28 protein-coding genes, 1 pseudogene and 1 riboswitch are annotated in these 22847 nt (G+C 41.0%); of the genes and pseudogenes, 1 reads left to right on the top strand and 28 read right to left on the bottom strand.

All coding sequences use genetic code 11. The features are described 5' to 3' along the window. Positions 1–16: 16 nt before the first annotated feature. The 27 genes from rplE to spx all read right to left on the bottom strand — a co-directional run bounded on the left by rplE (position 17) and on the right by spx (position 18117). Positions 17–559 (bottom strand): 50S ribosomal protein L5, encoded by a 543-nt coding sequence (rplE, locus tag ACAM22_RS00890; RefSeq protein ID WP_000013542.1) that lies wholly within the window; start codon positions 557–559, stop codon positions 17–19. A 23-nt stretch (positions 560–582) separates the two neighbouring features. Continuing rightward, entirely contained in the window at positions 583–888 is a 306-nt protein-coding gene (gene rplX, locus ACAM22_RS00885; protein ID WP_000497691.1) for a 50S ribosomal protein L24, read from the bottom strand. Between the two features lie 77 nt (positions 889–965). Continuing rightward, the gene (gene rplN, locus ACAM22_RS00880; protein WP_000616545.1) at positions 966–1334 is read right to left on the bottom strand and encodes a 50S ribosomal protein L14; all 369 of its coding nucleotides are present in this window, start codon (positions 1332–1334) and stop codon (positions 966–968) included. A gap of 25 nt (positions 1335–1359) precedes the next feature. Then, entirely contained in the window at positions 1360–1620 is a 261-nt protein-coding gene (rpsQ, locus tag ACAM22_RS00875) for a 30S ribosomal protein S17 (RefSeq protein ID WP_000440801.1), read from the bottom strand. Positions 1621–1644: 24 nt separating this feature from the next. Next, the gene (gene rpmC, locus ACAM22_RS00870) at positions 1645–1851 is read right to left on the bottom strand and encodes a 50S ribosomal protein L29 (protein WP_000772918.1); all 207 of its coding nucleotides are present in this window, start codon (positions 1849–1851) and stop codon (positions 1645–1647) included. A gap of 9 nt (positions 1852–1860) precedes the next feature. Then, positions 1861–2274 (bottom strand): 50S ribosomal protein L16, encoded by a 414-nt coding sequence (gene rplP / locus ACAM22_RS00865; RefSeq protein ID WP_000960946.1) that lies wholly within the window; start codon positions 2272–2274, stop codon positions 1861–1863. 3 nt (positions 2275–2277) lie between these two features. Further along, complete coding sequence (rpsC, locus tag ACAM22_RS00860) at positions 2278–2931, bottom strand: 30S ribosomal protein S3 (protein ID WP_000529936.1); 654 nt, start codon at positions 2929–2931, stop codon at positions 2278–2280. A 12-nt stretch (positions 2932–2943) separates the two neighbouring features. Then, a complete protein-coding gene (gene rplV, locus ACAM22_RS00855; RefSeq protein WP_000818137.1) occupies positions 2944–3288 on the bottom strand; it encodes a 50S ribosomal protein L22 in 345 nt (114 codons plus the stop codon). A gap of 11 nt (positions 3289–3299) precedes the next feature. Next, on the bottom strand, positions 3300–3581 hold the full coding sequence (gene rpsS / locus ACAM22_RS00850; protein ID WP_000533766.1) for a 30S ribosomal protein S19: 282 nt from the start codon (positions 3579–3581) through the stop codon (positions 3300–3302). A gap of 103 nt (positions 3582–3684) precedes the next feature. Next, positions 3685–4518, bottom strand: a complete 834-nt coding sequence (rplB, locus tag ACAM22_RS00845) for a 50S ribosomal protein L2 (protein WP_000512911.1) — start codon at positions 4516–4518, stop codon at positions 3685–3687. A 17-nt stretch (positions 4519–4535) separates the two neighbouring features. After that, the gene (locus ACAM22_RS00840) at positions 4536–4832 is read right to left on the bottom strand and encodes a 50S ribosomal protein L23 (protein ID WP_001055347.1); all 297 of its coding nucleotides are present in this window, start codon (positions 4830–4832) and stop codon (positions 4536–4538) included. Next, a complete protein-coding gene (gene rplD, locus ACAM22_RS00835) occupies positions 4832–5455 on the bottom strand; it encodes a 50S ribosomal protein L4 (protein WP_000024537.1) in 624 nt (207 codons plus the stop codon). Before rplD ends, ACAM22_RS00840 begins: the two co-directional genes overlap by 1 nt. Positions 5456–5479: 24 nt before the next feature. Next, positions 5480–6106 (bottom strand): 50S ribosomal protein L3, encoded by a 627-nt coding sequence (gene rplC, locus ACAM22_RS00830; RefSeq protein WP_000160199.1) that lies wholly within the window; start codon positions 6104–6106, stop codon positions 5480–5482. 82 nt (positions 6107–6188) lie between these two features. Continuing rightward, complete coding sequence (rpsJ, locus tag ACAM22_RS00825) at positions 6189–6497, bottom strand: 30S ribosomal protein S10 (RefSeq protein ID WP_001284513.1); 309 nt, start codon at positions 6495–6497, stop codon at positions 6189–6191. A gap of 253 nt (positions 6498–6750) precedes the next feature. Continuing rightward, positions 6751–7341, bottom strand: coding sequence for an anaerobic ribonucleoside-triphosphate reductase activating protein (gene nrdG, locus ACAM22_RS00820; RefSeq protein ID WP_369606813.1), 591 nt, complete (start codon positions 7339–7341; stop codon positions 6751–6753). Beyond that, positions 7334–7840 carry a GNAT family N-acetyltransferase gene (locus ACAM22_RS00815; protein ID WP_369606812.1) on the bottom strand — a complete coding sequence of 169 codons (507 nt, stop codon included), beginning with the start codon at positions 7838–7840 and terminating at the stop codon, positions 7334–7336. Before ACAM22_RS00815 ends, nrdG begins: the two co-directional genes overlap by 8 nt. A gap of 42 nt (positions 7841–7882) precedes the next feature. Beyond that, complete coding sequence (locus ACAM22_RS00810; protein ID WP_000521618.1) at positions 7883–8023, bottom strand: hypothetical protein; 141 nt, start codon at positions 8021–8023, stop codon at positions 7883–7885. Positions 8024–8034: 11 nt separating this feature from the next. Next, a complete protein-coding gene (nrdD, locus tag ACAM22_RS00805; protein ID WP_261053106.1) occupies positions 8035–10242 on the bottom strand; it encodes an anaerobic ribonucleoside-triphosphate reductase in 2208 nt (735 codons plus the stop codon). A gap of 119 nt (positions 10243–10361) precedes the next feature. Beyond that, positions 10362–11900 carry a damage-inducible protein CinA gene (locus tag ACAM22_RS00800; RefSeq protein WP_261053108.1) on the bottom strand — a complete coding sequence of 513 codons (1539 nt, stop codon included), beginning with the start codon at positions 11898–11900 and terminating at the stop codon, positions 10362–10364. A gap of 254 nt (positions 11901–12154) precedes the next feature. After that, positions 12155–13687, bottom strand: a complete 1533-nt coding sequence (gene cls, locus ACAM22_RS00795; protein ID WP_369606811.1) for a cardiolipin synthase — start codon at positions 13685–13687, stop codon at positions 12155–12157. 139 nt (positions 13688–13826) lie between these two features. After that, on the bottom strand, positions 13827–14291 hold the full coding sequence (locus ACAM22_RS00790; protein WP_000769800.1) for an SP_0198 family lipoprotein: 465 nt from the start codon (positions 14289–14291) through the stop codon (positions 13827–13829). 84 nt (positions 14292–14375) lie between these two features. After that, positions 14376–15626: a folylpolyglutamate synthase/dihydrofolate synthase family protein gene (locus tag ACAM22_RS00785; RefSeq protein ID WP_369606810.1), complete on the bottom strand. Its 1251-nt coding sequence runs from the start codon at positions 15624–15626 to the stop codon at positions 14376–14378. A gap of 360 nt (positions 15627–15986) precedes the next feature. Then, positions 15987–16292 (bottom strand): DUF1292 domain-containing protein, encoded by a 306-nt coding sequence (locus ACAM22_RS00780; RefSeq protein ID WP_000017620.1) that lies wholly within the window; start codon positions 16290–16292, stop codon positions 15987–15989. Between the two features lie 15 nt (positions 16293–16307). Continuing rightward, a complete protein-coding gene (gene ruvX, locus ACAM22_RS00775) occupies positions 16308–16727 on the bottom strand; it encodes a Holliday junction resolvase RuvX (protein ID WP_004239076.1) in 420 nt (139 codons plus the stop codon). Between the two features lie 3 nt (positions 16728–16730). Next, entirely contained in the window at positions 16731–16997 is a 267-nt protein-coding gene (locus tag ACAM22_RS00770) for an IreB family regulatory phosphoprotein (RefSeq protein WP_000507059.1), read from the bottom strand. An 86-nt stretch (positions 16998–17083) separates the two neighbouring features. After that, positions 17084–17653, bottom strand: coding sequence for an SP0191 family lipoprotein (locus ACAM22_RS00765; protein WP_261053119.1), 570 nt, complete (start codon positions 17651–17653; stop codon positions 17084–17086). 65 nt (positions 17654–17718) lie between these two features. Further along, positions 17719–18117, bottom strand: coding sequence for a transcriptional regulator Spx (gene spx / locus ACAM22_RS00760; RefSeq protein ID WP_000591165.1), 399 nt, complete (start codon positions 18115–18117; stop codon positions 17719–17721). 207 nt (positions 18118–18324) lie between these two features. Here spx and ACAM22_RS00755 point away from each other — a divergent pair. Further along, positions 18325–19491: pseudogene (locus tag ACAM22_RS00755) on the top strand (IS30 family transposase). Between the two features lie 305 nt (positions 19492–19796). Here the strand turns inward: ACAM22_RS00755 and mgtA are convergent. Continuing rightward, positions 19797–22457, bottom strand: a complete 2661-nt coding sequence (mgtA, locus tag ACAM22_RS00750; protein ID WP_369606809.1) for a magnesium-translocating P-type ATPase — start codon at positions 22455–22457, stop codon at positions 19797–19799. Positions 22458–22650: 193 nt separating this feature from the next. Continuing rightward, positions 22651–22803: riboswitch (M-box (ykoK) riboswitch) on the bottom strand. Positions 22804–22847 lie beyond the last annotated feature (44 nt).

Genomic DNA, 22847 nt, shown 5'->3' with positions numbered 1-22847 from the left:
AGATTTACCTCCTATATTATTTTGCAAAAGGCATTCCAAGGCCTGTAAGCAATGCACGTGACTCTTCGTCAGTGTTAGCAGTTGTTACGATAACGATGTCAAGACCACGAGTTTTGTCAACGTCATCGAAGTTGATTTCTGGGAAGATCAATTGTTCTTTCACACCAAGTGTGTAGTTTCCGCGTCCATCAAATGATTTTGTTGGAACACCGTGGAAGTCACGTACACGTGGAAGTGAAACTGAAACCAATTTATCCAAGAATTCGTACATACGTTCACCACGAAGGGTAACTTTTGCACCGATCGCAACACCTTCACGAAGACGGAAGCCGGCGATTGATTTTTTAGCTTTAGTGATAAGTGGTTTTTGACCTGAGATAAGTGCTAATTCTTCAGCAGCTTTTTCAAGGCTTTTAGCGTTTGATACAGCTTCACCAACACCCATGTTCAAAACGATCTTATCTACTTTAGGCACAGCCATCACTGATGAGTAGTTGAATTGTTCTGTCAAAGCAGGAACTACTTCATTAAGATATTTTTCTTTTAAACGATTTGCCATTATACTTCTCCTTTCCTTCGTGATTAATCAAGCACTTCGCCTGATTTTTTGTTGTAGCGAACTTTTTTACCGTCTACAAATTTGTAACCAACACGGCCAGCTACACCATTTTTGTCCAAAACTTGAACGTTTGATACGTGGATAGCTGCTTCTTTCTCGATGATACCACCTTGAGGAAGCTCGTTAGTTGGACGTTGATGTTTCTTAACGATGTTAACACCTTCAACGATAACTTTGTTTACTTTTGGAAGGGCAGTAAGGACAACAGCTTCTGTTCCCTTATCTTTACCAGCGATTACGCGAACTTTGTCGCCTTTTTTTACAAACATTAGGTTTCTCCTTGATTTTTCTTACGCCCATAAGGGCACCCTAGCTTGAAGCTAGGGGACTAGTTTGTTTCTAAAAATTAAAGTACTTCTGGAGCAAGTGACACGATCTTCATGAAGCCACCTTCACGCAATTCACGTGCAACTGGGCCAAAGATACGTGTTCCGCGAGGAGTTTTATCTTCACGGATGATAACTGCTGCGTTTTCGTCAAATTTGATGTATGAACCATCAGCACGACGAGCACCTGATTTAGTACGAACGATAACTGCTTTAACAACGTCACCTTTTTTAACCGCACCACCAGGAGTAGCTTGTTTTACAGATGCCACGATAACATCACCGATGTTTGCAAATTTACGTCCTGAACCACCAAGAACTTTGATAGTCAAGATTTCGCGAGCACCGCTGTTGTCTGCGACTTTCAAACGAGTTTCTGTTTGAATCATTTCAGTTTTCTCCTTTCAGGTTTGATTAGATGATGACCGCTTCTTCAACAACTTCTACAAGACGGAAACGTTTTGTAGCTGAAAGCGGGCGAGTTTCCATGATACGAACGATATCACCTTCTTTGGCAACATTGTTTTCATCATGAGCTTTGTATTTTTTAGAGTAGTTAATACGTTTACCATAGACTGGGTGGTTACGTTTTGTTTCAACTACAACTGTGATTGTCTTGTCCATTTTGTCAGATACAACACGTCCAACAAGAACTTTACGATTATTGCGTTCCATTGAAATTTCTCCTTCCCTAGTCTATTATTTCGCTTCAGATTGAACTGTTTTGATACGAGCGATTTGTTTTTTAACTTCTTTCAAGCGAGCTGTTTGTTCCAATTGACCAGTAGCAGCTTGGAAACGAAGTTCAAACAATTCTTTTTTCAATTCGTTTTCGCGCTTCGCGAGTTCTTCTTGAGAAAGACCACGAAGTTCTTTAACAAATTCTTTTACTTCATTAAGTTTCATGCCTTCTCCTTATTCTGCTTCACGTTTTACGAATTTACATTTAACTGGCAATTTGTGGCTAGCAAGACGAAGCGCTTCGCGTGCAATCTCTTCAGATACGCCAGCGATTTCGAACATCACTTTACCACGTTTAACTGGTGCTACCCAACCTTCAGGTGCCCCTTTACCAGATCCCATACGCACACCGATAGCTTTAGCAGTGTATGATTTGTGTGGGAAGATTTTAATCCAAACTTTACCACCACGTTTCATGTAACGAGTCATGGCGATACGAGCAGCTTCGATTTGGCGGTTAGTGATCCAGTGGCTAGTTGTAGCTTGAAGACCGTATTCACCGAATGCTACTTCTTTTCCACCTTTTGCTTCACCGCGCATTTTTCCACGGAATTCACGACGGTGTTTAACACGTTTAGGTACTAACATTGGTTATTTACCTCCTTTAGTGTTTTTGCGAGCTGGAAGAACTTCACCACGGTAGATCCATACTTTAACACCAAGTTTACCGTATGTAGTATCTGCTTCTTCCCAAGCGTAATCGATATCTGCACGAAGTGTGTGAAGTGGAACAGTTCCTTCAGAGTATCCTTCAGCACGGGCGATATCTGCACCGTTCAAACGACCTGATACTTGAGTTTTGATTCCTTTAGCTCCAGCACGCATTGCACGTTGGATTGCTTGTTTTTGTGCACGACGGAAAGCAACACGTTGCTCTAATTGACGAGCAATTCCTTCACCTACAAGGTGAGCATCCAAATCAGGTTGTTTGATTTCGATGATGTTGATGTGTACTTGTTTTCCAGTCAATTTGTTAAGTTTCGCACGGAGTGCATCAACGTTAGCACCACCTTTACCGATAACCATACCTGGTTTAGCAGTGTGAAGTGAAACGTTAACTTTGTTTACTGCGCGTTCGATTTCGATAGTTGAAACTGCTGCGTCAGCAAGTTCTTTTTGAACGAATTTACGGATTGCAAGATCTTCATGAAGGTAATCCGCGTATTCTTTTTCAGCATACCATTTGGCATCCCAATCACGGATGATGCCGACACGCATACCAATTGGATGTACTTTTTGACCCACGATTTTACCTCCTTATTTTTCTGCAACAGCTACAGTGATGTGAGCTGTACGTTTGTTGATTGGTGAAGCTGAACCTTTCGCACGTGGACGGAAACGTTTCATAGTTGGTCCTTCGTTTGCGAATGCTTCAGATACTACCAAGTTAGCTTTATCCAAACCAAAGTTGTTTTCAGCGTTAGCTACAGCTGAGTTCAAAACTTTCAAGATGATTTCAGCAGCTTTGTTTGGAGTGAATGTCAAAATTGCGATTGCATCGGCTACGCTTTTACCACGGATGTTATCAAGAACAAGACGTGATTTACGAGGTGAAACACGTACTGTACGAGCCATTGCTTTAGCTGAAGTAATTTCTGCCATTTATGTTCTCCTTATTTTCTACGTGTTTTCTTGTCGTCTGCAGCGTGACCTTTGTAAGTACGAGTTGGTGCAAATTCACCAAGTTTGTGACCTACCATGTCTTCTTGGATGTAAACAGGTACGTGTTTACGTCCGTCATAAACTGCGATAGTGTAACCAATGAAACTTGGGAAGATCGTTGAACGACGTGACCAAGTTTTAATAACTTTTTTCTTTTCGTCGTTAGCTTGAGCTTCAACTTTTTTCATCAAATGCTCATCGACGAAAGGTCCTTTTTTAAGACTGCGTCCCATTTTTATATTTTCTCCTTTAAATGTTGTACCACAGCGGCTTGCGCTCCTATGGAGCGCTACCGAGCTGGCGGATTTACTAGTTGCTTAAGCGACTAGTTTAATATTATTTCTCGTTGCGACGACGAACGATAAGTTTGTCAGATTTCGCTTTCTTGTTACGAGTTTTAAGACCAAGAGCAGGTTTGCCCCATGGAGTAGATGGTGCTTTACGACCAACTGGTGCTTTACCTTCACCACCACCGTGTGGGTGGTCGTTAGGGTTCATTACAGAACCACGAACTGTTGGGCGGATACCTTTCCAACGGCTACGTCCTGCTTTACCAAGGTTTACAAGTCCGTGTTGTTCGTTTCCGACAACACCAACTGTAGCGCGGCAAGTTCCAAGAATCATACGAACTTCACCTGATTGAAGACGAACAAGAACGTATTTACCTTCAGAACCCAATACTTGAGCAGATGCACCAGCAGCACGTACCAATTCACCACCACGACCTGGTTTCAACTCGATGTTGTGGATCAAAGTACCAACTGGGATGTTAGCAAGTGGAAGAGCATTTCCGACTTTGATATCTGCTTCTGGACCTGAAACGATACGTTGACCTACTTCAAGACCTTTTGGAGCGATGATGTATGCTTTCACACCGTCAGTGTAGTGTACAAGAGCGATGTTTGCAGAACGGTTTGGATCGTACTCGATAGTTTTAACAACTGCTTCAACGTTGTCTTTGTTACGTTTGAAGTCAACCAAACGGTAGAAACGTTTGTGTCCACCACCTTGGTGACGAACAGTGATACGACCGTTGTTGTTACGACCAGCCTTGCTCTTCAATGCAACAAGCAATGATTTTTCAGGAGTGCTTGTTGTGATTTCAGCGAAATCCAAAGAAGTCATATTACGGCGACCGTTTGTTGTTGGTTTATAAACACGAATTCCCACGATATTTCCTCCTTAGATTATTCAGCTTCAGCAGCAAACAACTCGATTGCTTTTGAATCAGCTGTAAGTGTGATGATAGCTTTTTTAGTTTTGTTAGTAAAACCAGTGTAACGTCCAACACGTTTAGCTTTTGGTTTTACGTTGATTGTGTTAACGTTGGCAACTTTAACACCTTCGAAAGCAGCTTCAACAGCTTGCTTGATCAAAAGTTTGTGTGCACGAGTGTCAACTTCAAATACATATTTCCCTGCTTCAAGTTGAGCCATTGAGCTTTCAGTGATGACAGGTTTTTTGATAACATCATACAAATTCATTATGCAAGAACCTCCTCGATTTTAGAGATAGCTGCTTGTGTGACAAGAAGTTTGTCGCTATTTGCGATGTCAAGAACACTTGCAGTTGTAGCAGTTGCAACTTTCACGTTTGGAAGGTTACGAGCTGAAAGAGCTGCGAATTCATTTCCTTCTTCAAGGATAACAAGAACTTTAGAATCGATGCTCAATGCTGCAAGAACTTTTGCAAATTCAGCAGTTTTTGGAGCTGTAAATGAAAGAGCGTCTACAGCTACGAATTTGTTTTCAGCAACTTTTTCAGAGTAAACTGATTTAAGAGCTAGGCGACGAACTTTTTGTGGAAGTTTGTAGCCGTATGAACGTGGAGTTGGTCCGAAGACAACACCACCACCACGCCATTGTGGTGAGCGGATAGAACCTTGACGAGCACGTCCAGTTCCTTTTTGACGCCATGGTTTGCGTCCACCACCTGATACTGCAGAGCGGTTTTTAACAGCGTGTGTTCCTTGACGAAGGCTTGCGCGTTGGCTGATGATCACATCAAACACAACTGATTCATTTGGTTCGATACCAAATACTGCATCGTTAAGAACAACTTGGCCAGCTTCTTTACCAGTTTGGTCAAATAATGTTACGTTTGCCATTGTGACTGATTTCCCCTTTCTTTATTATTTACCAGCTTTAACTGCTGATTTGATAGTGATAAGAGATTTCTTAGCACCAGGTACGTTACCTTTGATAAGGATAACGTTCTTTTCTGGAACAACTTGTACAACTTCAAGGTTTTGAATTGTTACACGGTCGCCACCCATACGTCCTGCAAGGTTTTTACCTTTGAATACGCGGTTAGGCGCAACAGGTCCCATTGAACCTGGACGACGGTGGTAACGAGAACCGTGAGCCATTGGTCCACGTGATTGTCCGTGGCGTTTGATAACACCTTGGAAACCTTTACCTTTAGAAGTACCAGTTACGTCAACAACGTCTCCAGCTACAAATGTTTCAACTGTGATTTCAGCACCAACTTCCAAGCCTTCAACGTTTTTGAATTCACGAATGAAGCGCTTAGGAGCCGTGTTAGCTTTCGCTACATGTCCTTTAGCAGGTTTGTTGCTCAATACTTCGCGTTTGTCATCGAAACCAACTTGGATAGCGTTGTATCCGTCTGTTTCAACAGTTTTAACTTGAAGAACAACGTTTGGAGTTGCTTCAATAACTGTTACAGGGATCAATTCGCCAGCTTCAGTGAAGATTTGAGTCATTCCCACTTTTTTCCCTAAGATTCCTTTTGTCATGAGAAAATAGTTCCTTTTCTATATTTTTTATTCAAAAAGTTTTTAACGAGCGTTTTTTATGCTCAAGGTATCAAGCTTTAGATTAAAGTTTGATTTCTACGTTTACACCACTTGGAAGATCCAATTTCATCAAAGCATCAACTGTTTTTTGAGTTGGATTAACGATATCGATCAAACGTTTGTGTGTACGCATTTCAAATTGTTCGCGAGAGTCTTTATATTTGTGAGTCGCACGAATGATTGTGTAGAGGCTACGTTCAGTTGGAAGTGGGATTGGACCCGCAACTTGTGCACCTGTACGAGTAGCTGATTCTACGATTTTTGCAGCCGCTGTGTCAAGCGTACGGTGTTCGTAAGCTTTCAAACGGATACGGATTTTTTTGTTTGCCATCTTTTTCTCCTTTTCGTCTATTTAAGATAATAGGCTAGCTCCACAAGAAAACCGACGCGGTGTTGTGTGGCAATGCAACCGAGCGTGTCGCAACCTCTTGCATCAAAGCTAAAGCTGTAATTTACAGCACCATAATAGAATAACACAAAGCCCCTGCGATTGCAAGGGATTTGTTGCTGTTTTTTAAAATTTTTAACATGAAAATGTTTTCTTTTTTGACAGGTCATTTATTTAAGTATTTTATGGAAGAAAGTTACTCTCTCTTCACCTGTTCATAGCTTTCTTTCCCGTCATTGAGCTTATCCCAAATCATTACTTGCCCACTTTTGAGCGATTTTTGTACATCGATAATTCGTTGATTGGACGAACCTCGAAACTGAAGCATGAGATTTCTCTTAGTTCGATCATACCGTCCATCGACAAGAATGTCAATCAGTGACAAGAGTTCCAGTTTATCTGGAGTTTCCAACATCATTTCTTCCCAAGTATAGCCCGTCCAGGACCAGATGTCTTTATCTGGCAATTCCTTCCGGATACGTTTCACGAGTGGCAAGAGAATTCCCGTATTGAGAAAGGGTTCCCCTCCCAGTAAGGTTAACCCCTGAACATAAGGCTGGGCAAGATCTGCCATGATTTGCTCTTCTAATTCTGCTGTGTAGGGAATTCCTGCATTGAAAGACCAAGTCGCAACATTATAACACCCCTCGCAGTGAAACATGCAGCCTGATACATAGAGAGAGTTACGCACACCCTCTCCATCCACAAAGTTGAAGGCCTTGTAATCAATAATACGCCCTTGACTGAGTTCCTCACTTTTCCATTCTTGTGGTTTTGGATTATTCATTCGCTACCTCTATCCAATAACGCTCAACTCCATTACGAACATCTTCAAGAATTCCTCCATTTGCTAGAATGACTGCTCTGCTAGCAGAGTTATTCACGCTACAGGTCACCAGAGTTTTCTTGATGTTCTTTGCCTTAGCAACGTGCAAGCCCTGACGGAGAGTTTCCTTAGCATAACCTTTGCCTCTTTCAGATGGGCGAATGGAGTAGCCAATGTGACCAGCATAATTCAGTAAACCCTCATTCAGTCTCAATCGCAGATTCAAAAATCCTAGAGCACGACCTACATCATCAAATGATACAAATTGAATAGAAGGAACACGATTTTCAGGCAAGTTTATTCCCATTTCTTTTTGCATATTTGTTTCCAACCACTCTTCATACACAAAGTTCTCTGTATCCCAAAATCCTCCATCATGGGCTGATTGGCTCTTTTCAAACTCTGCCATCATCTCTAAAACTGTTTCTTTATATGCTAATATCGGTCTGCGTAATTCCATTCTTACCCCCACTAAGAGAAAAGCGAGAGCTGACTCTCACTTTTATTTTTTCTTATTCTTGTTTAAAAATTGTTCTCTGAGGTTGAGCAAGCGTTCTTTTTTACCAGCTCCACCTTTAGAGTGTTTCTCGTGATAACGAGTCACTTGTGCGCGACCCTTATCGTCTAATTGATATTTTCCCATTTCATTTCTTTCTAATTTGTTACTTGATGGCCAGCTATTTTAATCGTTGAGCCATTCATATGTTTGACACGCGCAGCGATTTCCTTGTGACGGCCGTTAACCATAGGTCTTGCTTGAGGATTGCCAAGATAGCCACAAGTTCGTTTAACAACGTCTACTGTTTTAGGGTCACTATTGCCACAGTTTGGACAAGCAAATCCTCTCTCAGTTGGTTCAAAATCCCCTTCAAAGTCACACTTGTAACAACGGTCAATTGGTGTATTGGTCCCCAGATAACCGACACGGTCATAGGCATAGTCCCAGACTGCTTCCAGAGCTTTTGGATTTTGTTGAAGAACTGGATACTCACAATAGTGGATAAAGCCACCTGATGCACCTGCTTCTGGATAGACTTTCTCAAAGTCCAATTTTTCAAACGGTGTTGGATTTTTACGAACATCATAGTGGAAAGAGTTGGTGTAGTATTCCTTATCTGTAATATCAGGAATAGAGCCAAATTTCTCTGTATCTAATCGGCAGAAACGATCTGTCAAACTTTCAGACGGTGTTGAGTAGATAGAGAAATGGTAGCCATATTGGTCAGACCACTCTTCTACACGGCGTTTCATATCTCGAATAATGTCTAGCGTGAATTCCTTAGCATCTGGATTACTTTCCCAGCTGTTACCAAAGAAGACTGTCGCTACCTCGTACAAACCGATGTAACCCAGCGAAACGGTTGCCCGACGATTCTTAAAGAGCTGGTCAACACTTTCTTCTTTACCTAGACGATGGCCAAAAGCACCGTACTGATAGAGGATAGGAGCATTTGCTGGCGTCGCTTCTTTAGTACGTTCGACACGGTAAACCAGAGCATCTTCTGCGATATTCATACGCTCGTTGAAGATTTCCCAGAACTTATTCATGTCACCATCAGACTCGAGAGCAATACGAGGTAAATTAACCGTCACAACTCCTAGGTTCATGCGACCTGAATTGACTTCTACACCATTTTCATCCTTCCACCCTTGAAGAAACGAACGGCAACCCATAGGCACCTTAAAAGAACCTGTCAAGTCAACAATCTTATCGTAAGACAAGACGTCTGGGTACATCCGCTTGGTTGCACACTCAAGAGCCAACTGCTTAATGTCGTAGTTGGGTGACCCTTCCTCTAAGTTGAGTCCTCTTTTAAGCGTGAAGATAAGTTTAGGGAAGATAGCTGTACGGTGTTCTGAACCAAGCCCCTTGATACGAATGTTTAAAATTGCCTTTTGAATTTCTCGTTCAAAACGATTGGTTCCCAGACCAAAACCTAGTGAAGTAAAAGGTGTTTGTCCGTTTGAAGTGAAGAGAGTATTGATTTCATACTCGAGAGATTGCATAGCATCATAGATGTCTTTTTGGGTTTTCTTCCAAGCGTAATCTTCCCGTTTTTCAGATAAAACCCACTCTTCTGCATCTTTGAGGTGTTTTTGGTAATTCTTCTCTGCATAAGGCGCCAAAACTTCATCAATACGGTCAGCTGAACAGCCCCCATACTGGCTAGAAGCAACGTTGGCAATGATTTGGGAAATCTGAGCTGTCGCAGTCTGGATAGACTTGGGACTTTCTACCTCTGCATTTCCAATCTTAAAACCATTTTCCAACATACCTTTAAAATCAATCAAACAGCAGTTGGTCATAGGAGTATAGGGGCTGTAGTCCAAATCATGATAGTGGATGTCCCCTTTTTGGTGGGCATTGGCTACGTGCTTAGGAAGCATTTGCAGTCCGATTGATTTCCCAACAATACCTGCTGTCAAATCACGCTGAGTGTTAAAGACATCACTGTCTTTATTAGCATTTTCATTGACAACTGCTTGATCTTTGTTGAGAAGTTTATGGATACTAAAGTTAATATCTGTCGCTTTTGAGCGCTCAAAATCCCTTTGTGTCCGATAAGTAATATACTCCTCAGCCAGTGCATATTCTTTGGCTTCAAGCAGTTCATGTTCTACGATATTTTGAATTTCGTAAATCTTAACCCCCTGTGGAAAGCGACTATGAATTTCTGTGACAATTCGCTCGGTCAGAGCATTTAGGCGTTTTTCGACCAAGGGTGTCACATCCATAACCTTGTCTGCCGCCTTGTGGAGAGCCTTGTCAATCTTGTCCACATCAAATACAACACGTCTCCCATCTCGTTTCTCGACGAAGAGAGTTGGCAAAATTGTAATTTTTTCTTCTAGTGCAATCATATGCATGCTCTTTTCTAAAATGTTCTTTCTAAAAAGTATTATACCACTCTAAAAAGAAAAATCAATATCTTGTGTTAAAAATCCTAAAATTTTTAAAAATACACAAGATATTGATTTAGTTATTTGATTTTATAGACTTTGAATTCTGAGTAATCTGTCTTTACTGGTTGATAATTTTCTTTCAAAATTGTTTCCACTTCAGACCAGACTGCTACCTTATCATTCACCACAATCACCTTAGGTTGTTTTTCTTTCAAGTCATTGAGTAGCTTATTCCGATTTTCCTCAGTTGCTGTATAGTGCAACGGGGACAAAATAGCCGATGGCGACAAGCGCTCACTCTTACGATAAAGAGTTGCAGTATCATCCCATGCATAGACAGCATCTTCCGTACTTGTCTCCTCTTTCACTAAATCAGCAAGACGCTCACGTTCTTGATAAGGTACTGGATAAAGGACAAACCTCATCAAAAAAGGAACAGCCAAAAGATATAACAAAGTTAAAATCGGTAAGTAAAGATTCCCCTTAGTATAGCGATGCCAGAGACTAACAGGCTCTTCTCTGCGTCTTCTTCTAACGCTACGACCACTCTGTTGCCCCTTGATATTGGACACTAAAAGCAGAAGAAAGACAGGGAAAATGAGCATCAAACGGGATGCATGTAGAGGATCCTGTGTAAAGAAAATCACTACCAAACCTAAAATCAGGAAGAGACTCGCAGGCACTGAGATGACATATAGTTTAGAGGATTTAGATTGAAAGAGACCTAAAAAGACAAAAACCAAAACTCCCATGCCAAGAGCCAACAACCCATAAAACAAAATATTTTCTAACAATGCCGAAACAGAAGTCAAACGAATGGAATGAATTGGATACAAAATTCCACTAATCGCATCCTCAAAACTTCCTGTTGCAACACTATAGTAAGCGGTTGGATAAAAGACCAGTGAGAAACCTAAAGCCACTGCAAGAAACTGATAAAATCCATGCGCAAAGCGTCTATGCCCAAGGTTAAAGACCAACAAGCCTAAACTCACTACAGCAATAAACAGGAGCGATGACAAAGGAGCAAAGAAAAATCCGCCTGCCAAAGCCAGCCCAATCCGTACAAACCCCTTGTCATGACTTGGATTGCTTAGATAAGCCGCAACTAAACTAAAGGCCGCGAATAAGAAAGGAAGCGCTAAAAGAGTCGCATAACCTCCACCAAAAGCAAGACCTGTAACCAGCATGTAAAAAATAGTCACCAGTTGTCCAGCTTGGTCTCCTTGCTCTGTCAAGGTGTCTGCCGATCGAAAGAGGAAAAATCCTCCTGCTACCAAGGCTAACCACTCAAAGATGGCAAAGAAAAATCCGCCCTGAGTCACGTAAGTCAGCAAATAATAAAGCAACCCCTGACTTCCATAATAGTCGCTGTAAATCTTCCCTGTCTGATGAAGGGCCCAACCTGCATAAAAATCCTGCACTTCCTGTGCACTCATTAAATCGAGTAATAGCGGTACTCCTAGAGTTATCCCCGTTACAAGCGTACTCCATAGTAAAATTTTCACCAAAGGAAGACGACTTGATTCACGATGATGCGATTCTTGTTCGATTTGGTATTCTAGAGGTTCATGATTTTCCTGATGAACTTCTTCTACTCTACCATACACACTCATATCGTTTCTCCTATTCAATTTATCTGTCTTAGTATATCAAAAAGACCTAGAATTGTCAGCTTGCGATGGGTGTTTGAGTGATTTTTTGCATAGTTTCACAAAAGTTTCAATTTCCCGAAATCGGTGTAAATGCGTCTGTTTAAATGTCAGGATATAATCCAATTCTTTCTGAGTCAGCATCGTTCCTCCTACATCTTCTTATTCGTAAAAGGCAAGAAAAATAGGACTGGTTTGTGTCCTAAGTCCTAGATTTCTTATAAGATAGGGGCGAATAACTGGGCGATTTCCTTAATCAATTTTTGATACCAGCTATTTTTTATCGTATGAGGGAAAATTTCTTGAGATACTGAAAAAATCTCCTGAAAATCTTTTTGAATCTCTGTGATTGACTCTGTTTTATATAGCAAAACTGCATCTTCATAGTGATGAAGCAAACTTCTATAATCTAAGTTAATGGTTCCAACTGCAGCAAAGTCCTTGTCCACTAAGATTTGTTTACTGTGGATAAAGCCTGGACTGTACTCAAAAATCCTTACTCCTGCTGACAACAAATCCAGATAGGCCCCTCTTGTGATGAGTTGGATTAATTTCTTATCTGGAATGAAAGGTGTCACGATACGGACATCAACACCCCTCATGGCTGCATTTTTAATACTCTCTGTTAAATCATAGTCAATAATCAAATAAGGCGTTGTGATATAGACTGAATCAGTGGCCTGATTAATCAAACTTTGATAAACTTTTTTCCCTACCTGAGTACGGAAGATGGGCTTGGGTCCACTACCGTAAGGAATGCAGAGTCCTTGGCTAGAACGAGGTTGGTTTTCCAAGTGATACTGGTCAAAATCGCTGATTTCCCCACGATTGATATACCAAGTCATCAAAAAGAGACGGGTTAGAGCCTTGACACCAGGGCCATCTAAGCGAATCCCAGTGTCCTTCCAATAGCCAAAGCGTTCTACATGATTGATGTACTCATCGGCTAAGTTAATCCCTCCTGTATACGCTATCTGACCATCTATGACAAGGATTTTACGATGGTCTCGATTATTGTAAGCTACTGTCAAACGAGGAATCACCTTATTAAACTTATGGACCTCAATTCCTCGACTACGAAGCTGAATAGTATAATCCCCAGGTAAAGTCGCCATACAACCGATATCATCATAGAGCATCTTGACCTCGACACCCTGAGCTGCCTTTTGCTCTAGTATATCTAGTATACTATTCCACATCAGACCTTCTTCGACAATATAGTACTCTAGAAAGATAAATTTCTCAGCTTTCTTGAGATCTTCCAACATATGTTGCCACATGCTTTCACCCGAAGAAAAGAATTGTGAGTCGGTTCGATCATACACATCAGCATTGCTATCCATACTCAACAAAGATTTGATAACTCCGTAAGCTGCCTTATCATCTTCCTTCAATTTCTGGCGGAGTGCTTTACTGTTATCCTCCCGAAAATGCATGGAACCAAGTCTGTCCAACTGCTTGATTTCTTTTTTGGACAATCGCCTTTCCCCGAACATCAGATAGAGCAGGGGGCCAATGATAGGAACAAAAGTTACCACTAACCACATTACTTTGCTTTCAGGTGTCATAGAACGATTGACAATCGCGACAATAGTCGCCATACTCATAATGATTAAGAGAATCACCCAAAGAATAGGGGCCATACGCCCTAAATAAAGAAAGAGACCAAAAACAAGACACAGTTCAAGCAGCATAATCGAAAGACTAAAGCCATACTTGGACATTAATAATTGAAATTTTCTATATTTCATATCCCCTCCTTGATAGTTTGAATGCTAAAAACAGGTAATTGATACTAGTATAACTCAGGTATTCGACAGAAGGCAAGTATTTATGATTATTTTTCTGAGTAATCATAAAAGAGACCGAAAAATCCAGTCTCCTTCTAGTCTATTTTGATAAAACGATTCGATCAGACGCTTCTCTATCCATATCGTCGATAATCATCTGGTTACCATTAATTGTATAAATCTTGGCATCATCACCAATAATCATGCGTTGATTGGCTGCATCGAAGCTAACCTGCTTGATCTTTTGATCTCCGTCAGTCTCAACCTGTGTCCATGTACCAGTTGTTCCAGTCACTACCAAAGTGATGCGGTCTCCGTCATCCTGACCAGTATAAGTTCCATCAATATTAGTTGGTTGGGCTGTAACTGTATTTTGTGAAGAACTTGTTGCTGCCTGGTTGCTATTTTCTGTTGAAGATGAAGCAGCAGGTTGCGATTGCTGAGTTTGTTGTGTTTGCTGTTGAGCTGCTGGTTGTTGAACCTGTTGAGCTCTCTGTGAACAAGCTACTAAGAGACTAAGACTTGCTAGAGAAGCAAGAGAAAGTGTGAATGTTTTTAATTTCATGATGAACTTCCTTTCTTCTACCAATTTAGAGCAATTTTCTTCTAACTGGCAGTTCCCCTAGTATAACAAGTTCAAAAAAGGAGGTCAATTTATCTGCTCATGCTCCTGTAGGTGAATCCGTACTTCTGAGATAAAATAGAGAGACCCTGTAATGAACAACAAGTCCTGCGCGTCTGCCCTTGCTTCAAAACTGCTGATAAATTCTCGGTAAGAAGGAATTATATGGTAGCCGATCACATCTGTCTCGTCCAAGGACCCTTGATAGTCAAAGCCTGTCACCTTGAGTTCTACCTGAGGTAAATTTTCAGTCAGATAGCCCAACATCCCTTGATAATCCTTCCGTTTCAAGGCTCCAAATAGGATTTGAGGACGATAGCCTTCCTGCTCTTTTTCTTTGATAAACTCAACCAAGCGAGTCAAGGCAGGGAGGTTATGAGCACCATCCAAGTAAATCTGCGGACGAATACGCTCCAAACGGCCAGCCCAATGGGTCTTCTCCAAAGCCTGTCTTACAGCTTGCTCATCAACAGATTCCCTTCCTTCTCTCATAAAGAGAAGAAATGCTTGCAATGCCAAGGCGGCATTCTCCTGCTGATAGGCTCCTTCCAATCCTATTTTCAGCTGTGGAAAATTCCCCAAAGAACTTGAAAAACCGCCATTCAGCATTGAAAAATCTTTACCTGCCTGATAAAGGTCAACAGCTAAAAATCCTGCTTTTTTCTGACAAACAAGCCTAGCTTCTGGAGGCAATTTCGCAATCACTGCCTTCTTACCAGCCTTAAAAATACCAGCTTTCTGCTCTGCAATTGCTGCTATACTGTCACCCAGAGTCTCCTGATGGTCAAATCCGATGGAAGTGATGACAGCAATCTCTCCAGTTACCACATTGGTCGTGTCAAGTAAGCCACCAATTCCCACTTCTAGTAGAACCAAATCCACCTCTTGCTCCCTAAAATAAAGAAAAGCAATCAGGGTCAGCAATTCAAAAAAGGACAACTGGTCATGGGTTTGCAGAAGCGTCTTTTCCATCTCCTTGACCTGCTCAGCTAAACGGATAAAGTCTGCATCAGCTATTGGTTGTCCATTAATGCAGATTCGATCATTGATAGAGACGATATGAGGGGAGGTAAAGGTCGCAACTTTTTTGCCATGTCCCATAAATAACTCCCTCATAAAAGCAATGGTAGAGCCTTTCCCATTAGTCCCTGTTACGTGGATAATAGGGTAAGACTGCTCAGGATTTCCTAACAAATCCACCGCTTGCTGTATTCGGCCCAAACCTGATCGAAAATTCAAACCAATCCGACTATGGAGCCATTCTTCTACTTCAAACATACACATCTCCTTAATTACAGGTTCAATCAACTGCTTCAATAAAGTCTCATAACTAACAAAAAACGAGGCCAGGATTTTCGTCCCGACCTCTTACCTGGTTAGCTAATCACTAGCAACTATGAATATTAACTTGGACTAAAAACATCCACTGGATGTTCCAACTCTTCCCAATTTCTAGGAGTTGGGGTGATACAGTCTCCCAGACTTACCAGCTCTTTTTTATTTCAAAGAGCTGGGCTAAAAACATCCACTGGATATTCCTGCGTTTTTAATTTCTAGCGCAGGGCTAAAAACGTCCACTGGATGTTCCAACTCTTCCCAATTTCTGGGAGTTGGGGTGATACAGTCTCCCAGACTGTATCACTCCTCCATAAAACTGTTGAAGACTTCTTCAATCATGTTCCATTCGTCTTCTGAGTCTTCTGGGATTGGTTGCAATTCGCCTTCTGTTCCATCTTCGTTTTCGATGAATGAGTAAGCTTGGATTTCAACTTGTCCGTCTTCGTCTTCTTCTGCGTTAACTGGTACTAGAAGAACGTAGTTTTTACCAAATTCTTCTTTTCCGTCAATGGTCAAAAGGATTTCAAACAAGGTTTCGTTTCCTTGCTCATCTACTAGTGTGATTAGTTCACGTTCTTCGTGGTCGTGGTTATGATCGTGTGACATAGCCTCTCCTTTATATTAAAATTTTCTATCTAAATAATTTTGTAAAATCAGCTGAGCTGCTAACTTATCAATGACTTTCTTGCGCTTATTGCGACTGATATCTGCTTGTTCAATCAACATGCGCTCAGCAGCCACTGTTGTCAAGCGTTCATCTTGATAGTCTACTGGTAAACCAAAAAGCTCTTCTAGCTTTGCTCCGTATGCTTGACTAGCTTCCACGCGCGGTCCGCTTGTATTGTTCATGTTTTTAGGCAAGCCTACTACAAATCGTTCCACCTTGTAAGTATCAACCAATTCCTTAACGCGATCAAAACCAAATTGGCCTTGCTCCTCATTGATTTGGATGATTTCAAGTCCTTGAGCTGTAAAACCGAGCGGATCGCTAATCGCCACCCCTACCGTTTTTGAACCGACGTCCAATCCCATAATTCTCATAGGTTATAGATCGACTCCTTGTCCTTTAAGGTAGTAGCGGACCAATTCTTCAACGATTTCATCGCGCTCATACTTACGGATTTGATTTCGTGCATTATTATAACGAGGAACGTAGGCAGGGTCTCCACTCAATACGTAACCTACGATTTGGTTGATTGGGTTGTAGCCCTTATCGTTCAATGAAGCATAAACATCAGTCAGAGTTTCGCTAATTTCTTTTTTATTGGAATCGTCCAATTTAAAACGTACTGTTTCTTCAGTAAATCCCATTCTAACACCCTCTTTCCTTAGAATAGTACCATTATAGCATAATTCCTTACCTTCTACAATTCAGGCAGTCTATTTATTTGGATTTTCTATTGTTCTGTCGCGCCATTTGCCAATCTGTCTGAAATATATTTGCTCGGTTCATTCTTCAAGAGATTCTCTAAACCAATGTTCTTCAAATATTCAGTCTGAGAAGCCTTCTTGACATCCAAAACTTGAAAATCATAACTGGTCGTTGTTTGAAGTTCTGTTGCACTCAATAATTTGGTTTCAAGCTTAAAGCCTGCCAATTTACGTGCTTCTATGATAGATTGATCCTTCTCCTCCGCCTCAAGAAGAGCTTTTTGAGTTTCCTCCACTCCATGTTGGTCAATATAGGTCTTCAACTCATCAGATACTGGACGTTTTTGTTGAATGGTTAGGCTCAAAAAAGTCTTGTCCTTGTATGTAATGGTTTGGGTTTGCTGGCTACCATCATCTGACTTAGGCAAGACTAAAGTCTTGGTTACAACTGTATTCTTCTCAGCATTCTCAATAACTGGCAATGCCGACTGAAGCGTATCCTTTTCTGTTTTTGTAGCTGTTCCAGTTTCTTTTTTCTGTCCACAACCAACCAGGACAAAAAGGAAAGCAAGACTAACAAGAATTATTTTTTTCATTTCCTTCTTCTTTCTTTTTGAAATTAAAATAGAATAAGACTGGGAGTTGCTCCCAGCCTTGATGTTTATAGAGCTGCACGCAAACGTGCTTCTGCATTTTCTACATTACGGACAGAGCGTGGTAGGAAGGCACGAATATCGTCTTCCTTATAGCCAACTTGCAAACGTTTTTCATCTACAAGGATTGGGCTCTTTAAAATTCTCGGTGTTTCCATAATCAGATTGAGGACTTCGTTGACACTCAAATCTTCAATATCCACTCCAAGGGCTTTGGCATAGCGATTTTTAGACGAAACGATGCTGGCTATTCCATTATCTGTTTTTGTCAGAATATCCAGTAATTCTTCTCTCGTAATTCCTTCTTTACCAAGGTTTTGTTCTTTATAACTTAACTGGTGGGCATTGAGCCAGGTTTTTGCTTTTTTACAGCTAGTACAACTTGAGACTGTATAAATTTTAATCATGTACCTACCCCTTTCGCTACATGTTACTATCAGTTTAGTCTATTATACCATAAAAAACATCCGACTTGCGACCTATTTTTAAATTTTTTTGACTTGGTAACTTCTCAAAGTAACTTCCACTCACCTGACCAAAGTGGAAATTAGTCTAAAACGGATTTTTATGGTGGAATTAAGTGTGAGACATTTGAGTTAGAAATGAGGTCTACTATGACAAAACATAAACACCTTACCCTTTCAGACCGTAATGATATCCAATTAGGCTTAGAGCGAGGTGAAACCTTCAAAGCTATCGGACAATCCATTCTAAAAGACCCGACCACTGTTTCCAAAGAAGTCAAACGAAACAGACAAGTCCGAGAGTCTACATGCGATAAGCTTCCTTGCCCTCTACTCAACAAAGCTCCCTTTGTCTGTAATGGATGCCCTAAAAGAAGACAGAATTGTGGCTATAAAAAGATCTTCTACCTCGCTAAACAAGCTCAAAAACAATAAGAACAAACTCTTGTCGAAGCTCGTGAAGGAACTCCCCTCAATTCCAAGACCTTCTGGGACATGGACAAAATCATTTCTGATGGTGTTAAAAAGGGACAACACATCTATCATATCCTCAAAACTCACAATCTTGATGTCAGCTCCTCAACTGTCTATCGACACATCCGAAAAGGATACCTATCTATCGCTCCTATTGACCTAGCCAGAGCCGTTAAATTCAAAGAAAGACGGAAAAGTAAGCTACCTTCCATTCCTAAAGAATCTAAAAAAGGACGTTCCTATGAGGATTTCCTAAATTATTTGGCTCTTAAGCAACTGAATTCTTGGCTGGAAATGGACACCGTTATGGGCAGGATGGGAGGTAAAGTCCTACTCACCTTCAATCTCTCTTTCTGTAACTTTATCTTCGCTAGACTACTGGATAATAAAACCGCCCTTGAGGTTACCAAACATCTCTATGATATCAAGAACACTCTTCACCAAGCGGATAAAGATTTCTTTCAACTCTTTCCTGTCATCCTGACTGATAATGGTGGAGAGTTTGCCAGGGTCGATGACATCGAAATGGATGTTCGAGGAGAGAGTAAACTCTTCTTTTGTGATCCTAATCGCTCTGACCAGAAAGGGAGAATTGAGAAAAATCACACGCTGATTCGCGACATTCTACCAAAGGGAACTTCTTTTGACAACTTAACTCAGGAAGACATCAATCTAGTTTGTTCGCATGTCAACAGCGTCAAACGTGCTGCTTTGAATGGAAAGTCAGCCTATGAACTCTTTGCCTTTACCTATGGAGAAGAAATTCCTAAACTTCTCGGCATTTCTAAAATACCTGCAGAAGACGTCTGCCAGTCGTCTACATTACTCCAACATAAGTTCTAAAAACTAATCTTCAACCCCATTCAAACGTCTCACACTAACTTCCACCATAGCGGAACTTAATCTGAAACGCTTTCAGATGAGGGGATTTTGTGCGCTCTTTTTTTCGATTCATTTTGGTTACAAAAGCGATGAAATCAAGCATGATTAAAACCAGTGGAACTTACCCTGACACGGATTTCCACTGGTTTTTAGAATTTTTATCAGACTAACTTCCACTTGGATTAGCGGTGGAACTTAGTTTGGGAATTTACCATTTTTTTGACTTTTTTCGTCATTTTCGTACTTTTTTCTTGACAAAATAAAATTTACAGCCATTCTTTATATTTCTTGATATAGATTTTTTTCACAATTGTCACGCTAATCATGTACAAAATGATGATGAAAAGCAAAAAGATGAAATAGATCGGCTTCAAAGGAGTTAGATGAAGAAGGCTAGCTAGTGGACTGTAGGGAAGGAAGGTCACAAAGGCTGCAGCCAATAAGGTTGTCACAAGGACTAGCCAAGCTGGACGACTTTGTAAAAAAGGAATTTTGGCTGAACGCAACATATGAATAACCATAGTCTGTGACCACATGGACTCGATAAACCAACCTGTCTGAAACAAGACAATAAATCCTACGGCAGACTCCGCTCCATGGACATAGGCTTGACCTGTCGTCATGGGTACAATGATAAAATAGAGCAAACTGAAGGTCAAAATATCAAAGGCAGAAGAGATAGGTCCCATCCAAATCATGAAACGTGTGATGGACTTAGCTTCCCAGGTATGCGGATTTCTCAAAAAATCTTTATCCACCTTGTCAAAAGGCAAGGCAATACAAGACAAATCATAGACTAGATTTAGGATAATCAAATGGACTGGTGCCATTGGTAAAAATGGTAAAAAGATTCCAGAGACTAATAGGGATAAGATATTCCCAAAATTAGAACTCACTGTCATTTTGATATATTTAGTCATATTGGCATAGACCTTACGCCCTTCAACAAGTCCTTTTTCAAGCACCATGAGATCCTTATCAAGTAGGATAACATCAGCTGTTTCTTTGGCAATATCTACCGCTGTGTCAACAGAAATCCCCACATCTGCAACTTTCATAGAAGGAGCATCATTGATTCCATCTCCCATATAGCCAACAGCATGACCATTAGCCTTAAATTGCAAAATAATCCTTGCTTTTTGGTCAGGAGAAAGTTTGGCAAAGACTGTTACCTCCTCCACGGCTTGAGCCAATTCTTGATTACTCATCTGATCAATTTCAGATCCTAACAGCATCTGATTGATATCCAAACCAACCTTTTCACAGACTGCTTGGGTAACTTTTTCGTTGTCTCCCGTCAAAATTTTTGTTTGAACTCCATGTTCTAACAGAGCCTTAATTGCTGGTGCTGCAGATGGTTTAGGAGGATCTAGGAAGGCTAAATAACCAGTTAGAATCATATCCCCTTCATCATCAACTGTATAGGCATGACCTTCCCTCAAACCTGACTTATAGGCCACTCCCAAGACACGCAAACCTTGTTGATTTAGTTGTCTGACTTCTGCTAAAATTTCTTCTCTAATAACATCTGTCAAGGGAGTAATCACTCCTTGATATTCCGCATAACTGGAAATCGTCAACATTTCCTCTAGAGCACCCTTGGTTACCAAACTAACAACCTCGTGTTCATCCTTAACGATAACACTCATCCGTCTACGTTCAAAATCAAAGGGAAGCTCATCTATTTTTTGAAAAGTTTGAGCCAGATTTTGCAAGAGGGCGTGTTCTTTTGCTTCCTTTTCAGTCCGTTTGATGATGGCTCTGTCCATCAAATTTTTCAAGCCCGTTTGAAAATAAGAATTGAGATAAGCTCGTCTCAAGACGGTCAAATCCAAGCGTCCGTGGATGTCCAAGGGATATTCAAGGACAATCTCGTCTTGGGTTAGAGTTCCTGTCTTATCTGTACACAAAATATCAATCGCCCCTAAGTCCTGTATGGCATTGAGTTTTTTGATAACCACTTTTTCCTTGGCCATGATAATAGAACCCTTTGCTAGGCTAGCGGTAATAATCATAGGTAGCATCTCAGGTGTCAATCCAACACCGACACTCAGTGCAAATACACCTGCTTCTAACCAATCACCATCTGTTAAACCATTGGACAAGAAGACGATGGGAACCATAACCAACATCAAGCGAATCAAGAGCCAAGAAATACTATTCATCTCCCGTTCAAACGAAGTGGGCTCATCATAGGTGTTTAGAGTCTGCTCAATAGCTCCCATCATGGTAGCATCACCAACCGCCAAAACCACGGCCTTAGCACTACCAGACAAGACATTAGTTCCCATAAATGCCAAGGATTCAGCTTCAAGAAGGCTATCAGATTGTTGGTCTGTTGCCTTGGTCAAGGCCAATTTTTCAACTGCATCACTTTCACCTGTCAAGCCCGACTGTTGTACAAAGAAATCGCGCGACTCAAATAAAAGAAGATCTGCTGGAATCATGTCTCCAGCGCTTAATTTAACCACGTCACCCACTACCAAATCATCGATAGGTACTTCTTGGATTTCTCCTTGACGAATGACAGTCGCTGTGTTGACAATCATTTTTGATAGATTGGTCGCAGCCTTATCACTACGGAGTTCTTGGACAAAGCGTATGCCACCAGAAATGAGGACTAGGACAACGATGATAATAGAAGTCGTCGGATCCTCTTGACCTGGTTTTGCCAACCAGACATTGGTCACCAAGGAAATCACGGCGATGACCAGTAAGATGATCGTAAAAGGATTGATAATGGATTCGTAAATCTTTTTGAGGATACTGTCTTCTTGACCCTTTGTGATGGTATTTTCGCCATATAGGTCACGATTTTTCTCCACCTGCTCCTCAGTCAATCCTGTTAGACTTGTCTTATAAAAAGATAGAGTTTCGTTTAAAGATGTATGAATAGCTATTGCTAATCTTTCTTTTGTAGTTTTCATTGGTTTCTCCTATCTGTATGAATGATGTGTTTCATACACAGAGACCAATCACTTTATAAGGGCAGAACGACACAAATCAGCGATTGGCTGTGTATGTGCGGTTCCGGATGGTCGTCAATTTGCATCGTCTATCTCCTTTCTTTGATTTAAACAGTAGAAAATCCCACCATAAAATGGCAGGATTAAAAAACTAACTATCTGTTTTTCGTTCAAGCTTTAACTCCATAGGGCAATGTAATGAGCTTAGTCTTGGCCTTCGCGACCAGGACTGTTGACCAACGAGTAGTGTCTCCACTGCTTTGCGGTAGTCATCCGTATCCCTATGGTAGCCTCACCTACCGTTTTCGTCTTTCAGTATAAACCTTTAAAATTTAAAAGTCAATCATTTAA

This window comes from Streptococcus sp. SN-1 (genome assembly GCF_041154385.1).
Lineage (GTDB): Bacteria > Bacillota > Bacilli > Lactobacillales > Streptococcaceae > Streptococcus > Streptococcus mitis_CT.
This window is presented reverse-complemented; position numbering and strand designations above follow the sequence as displayed.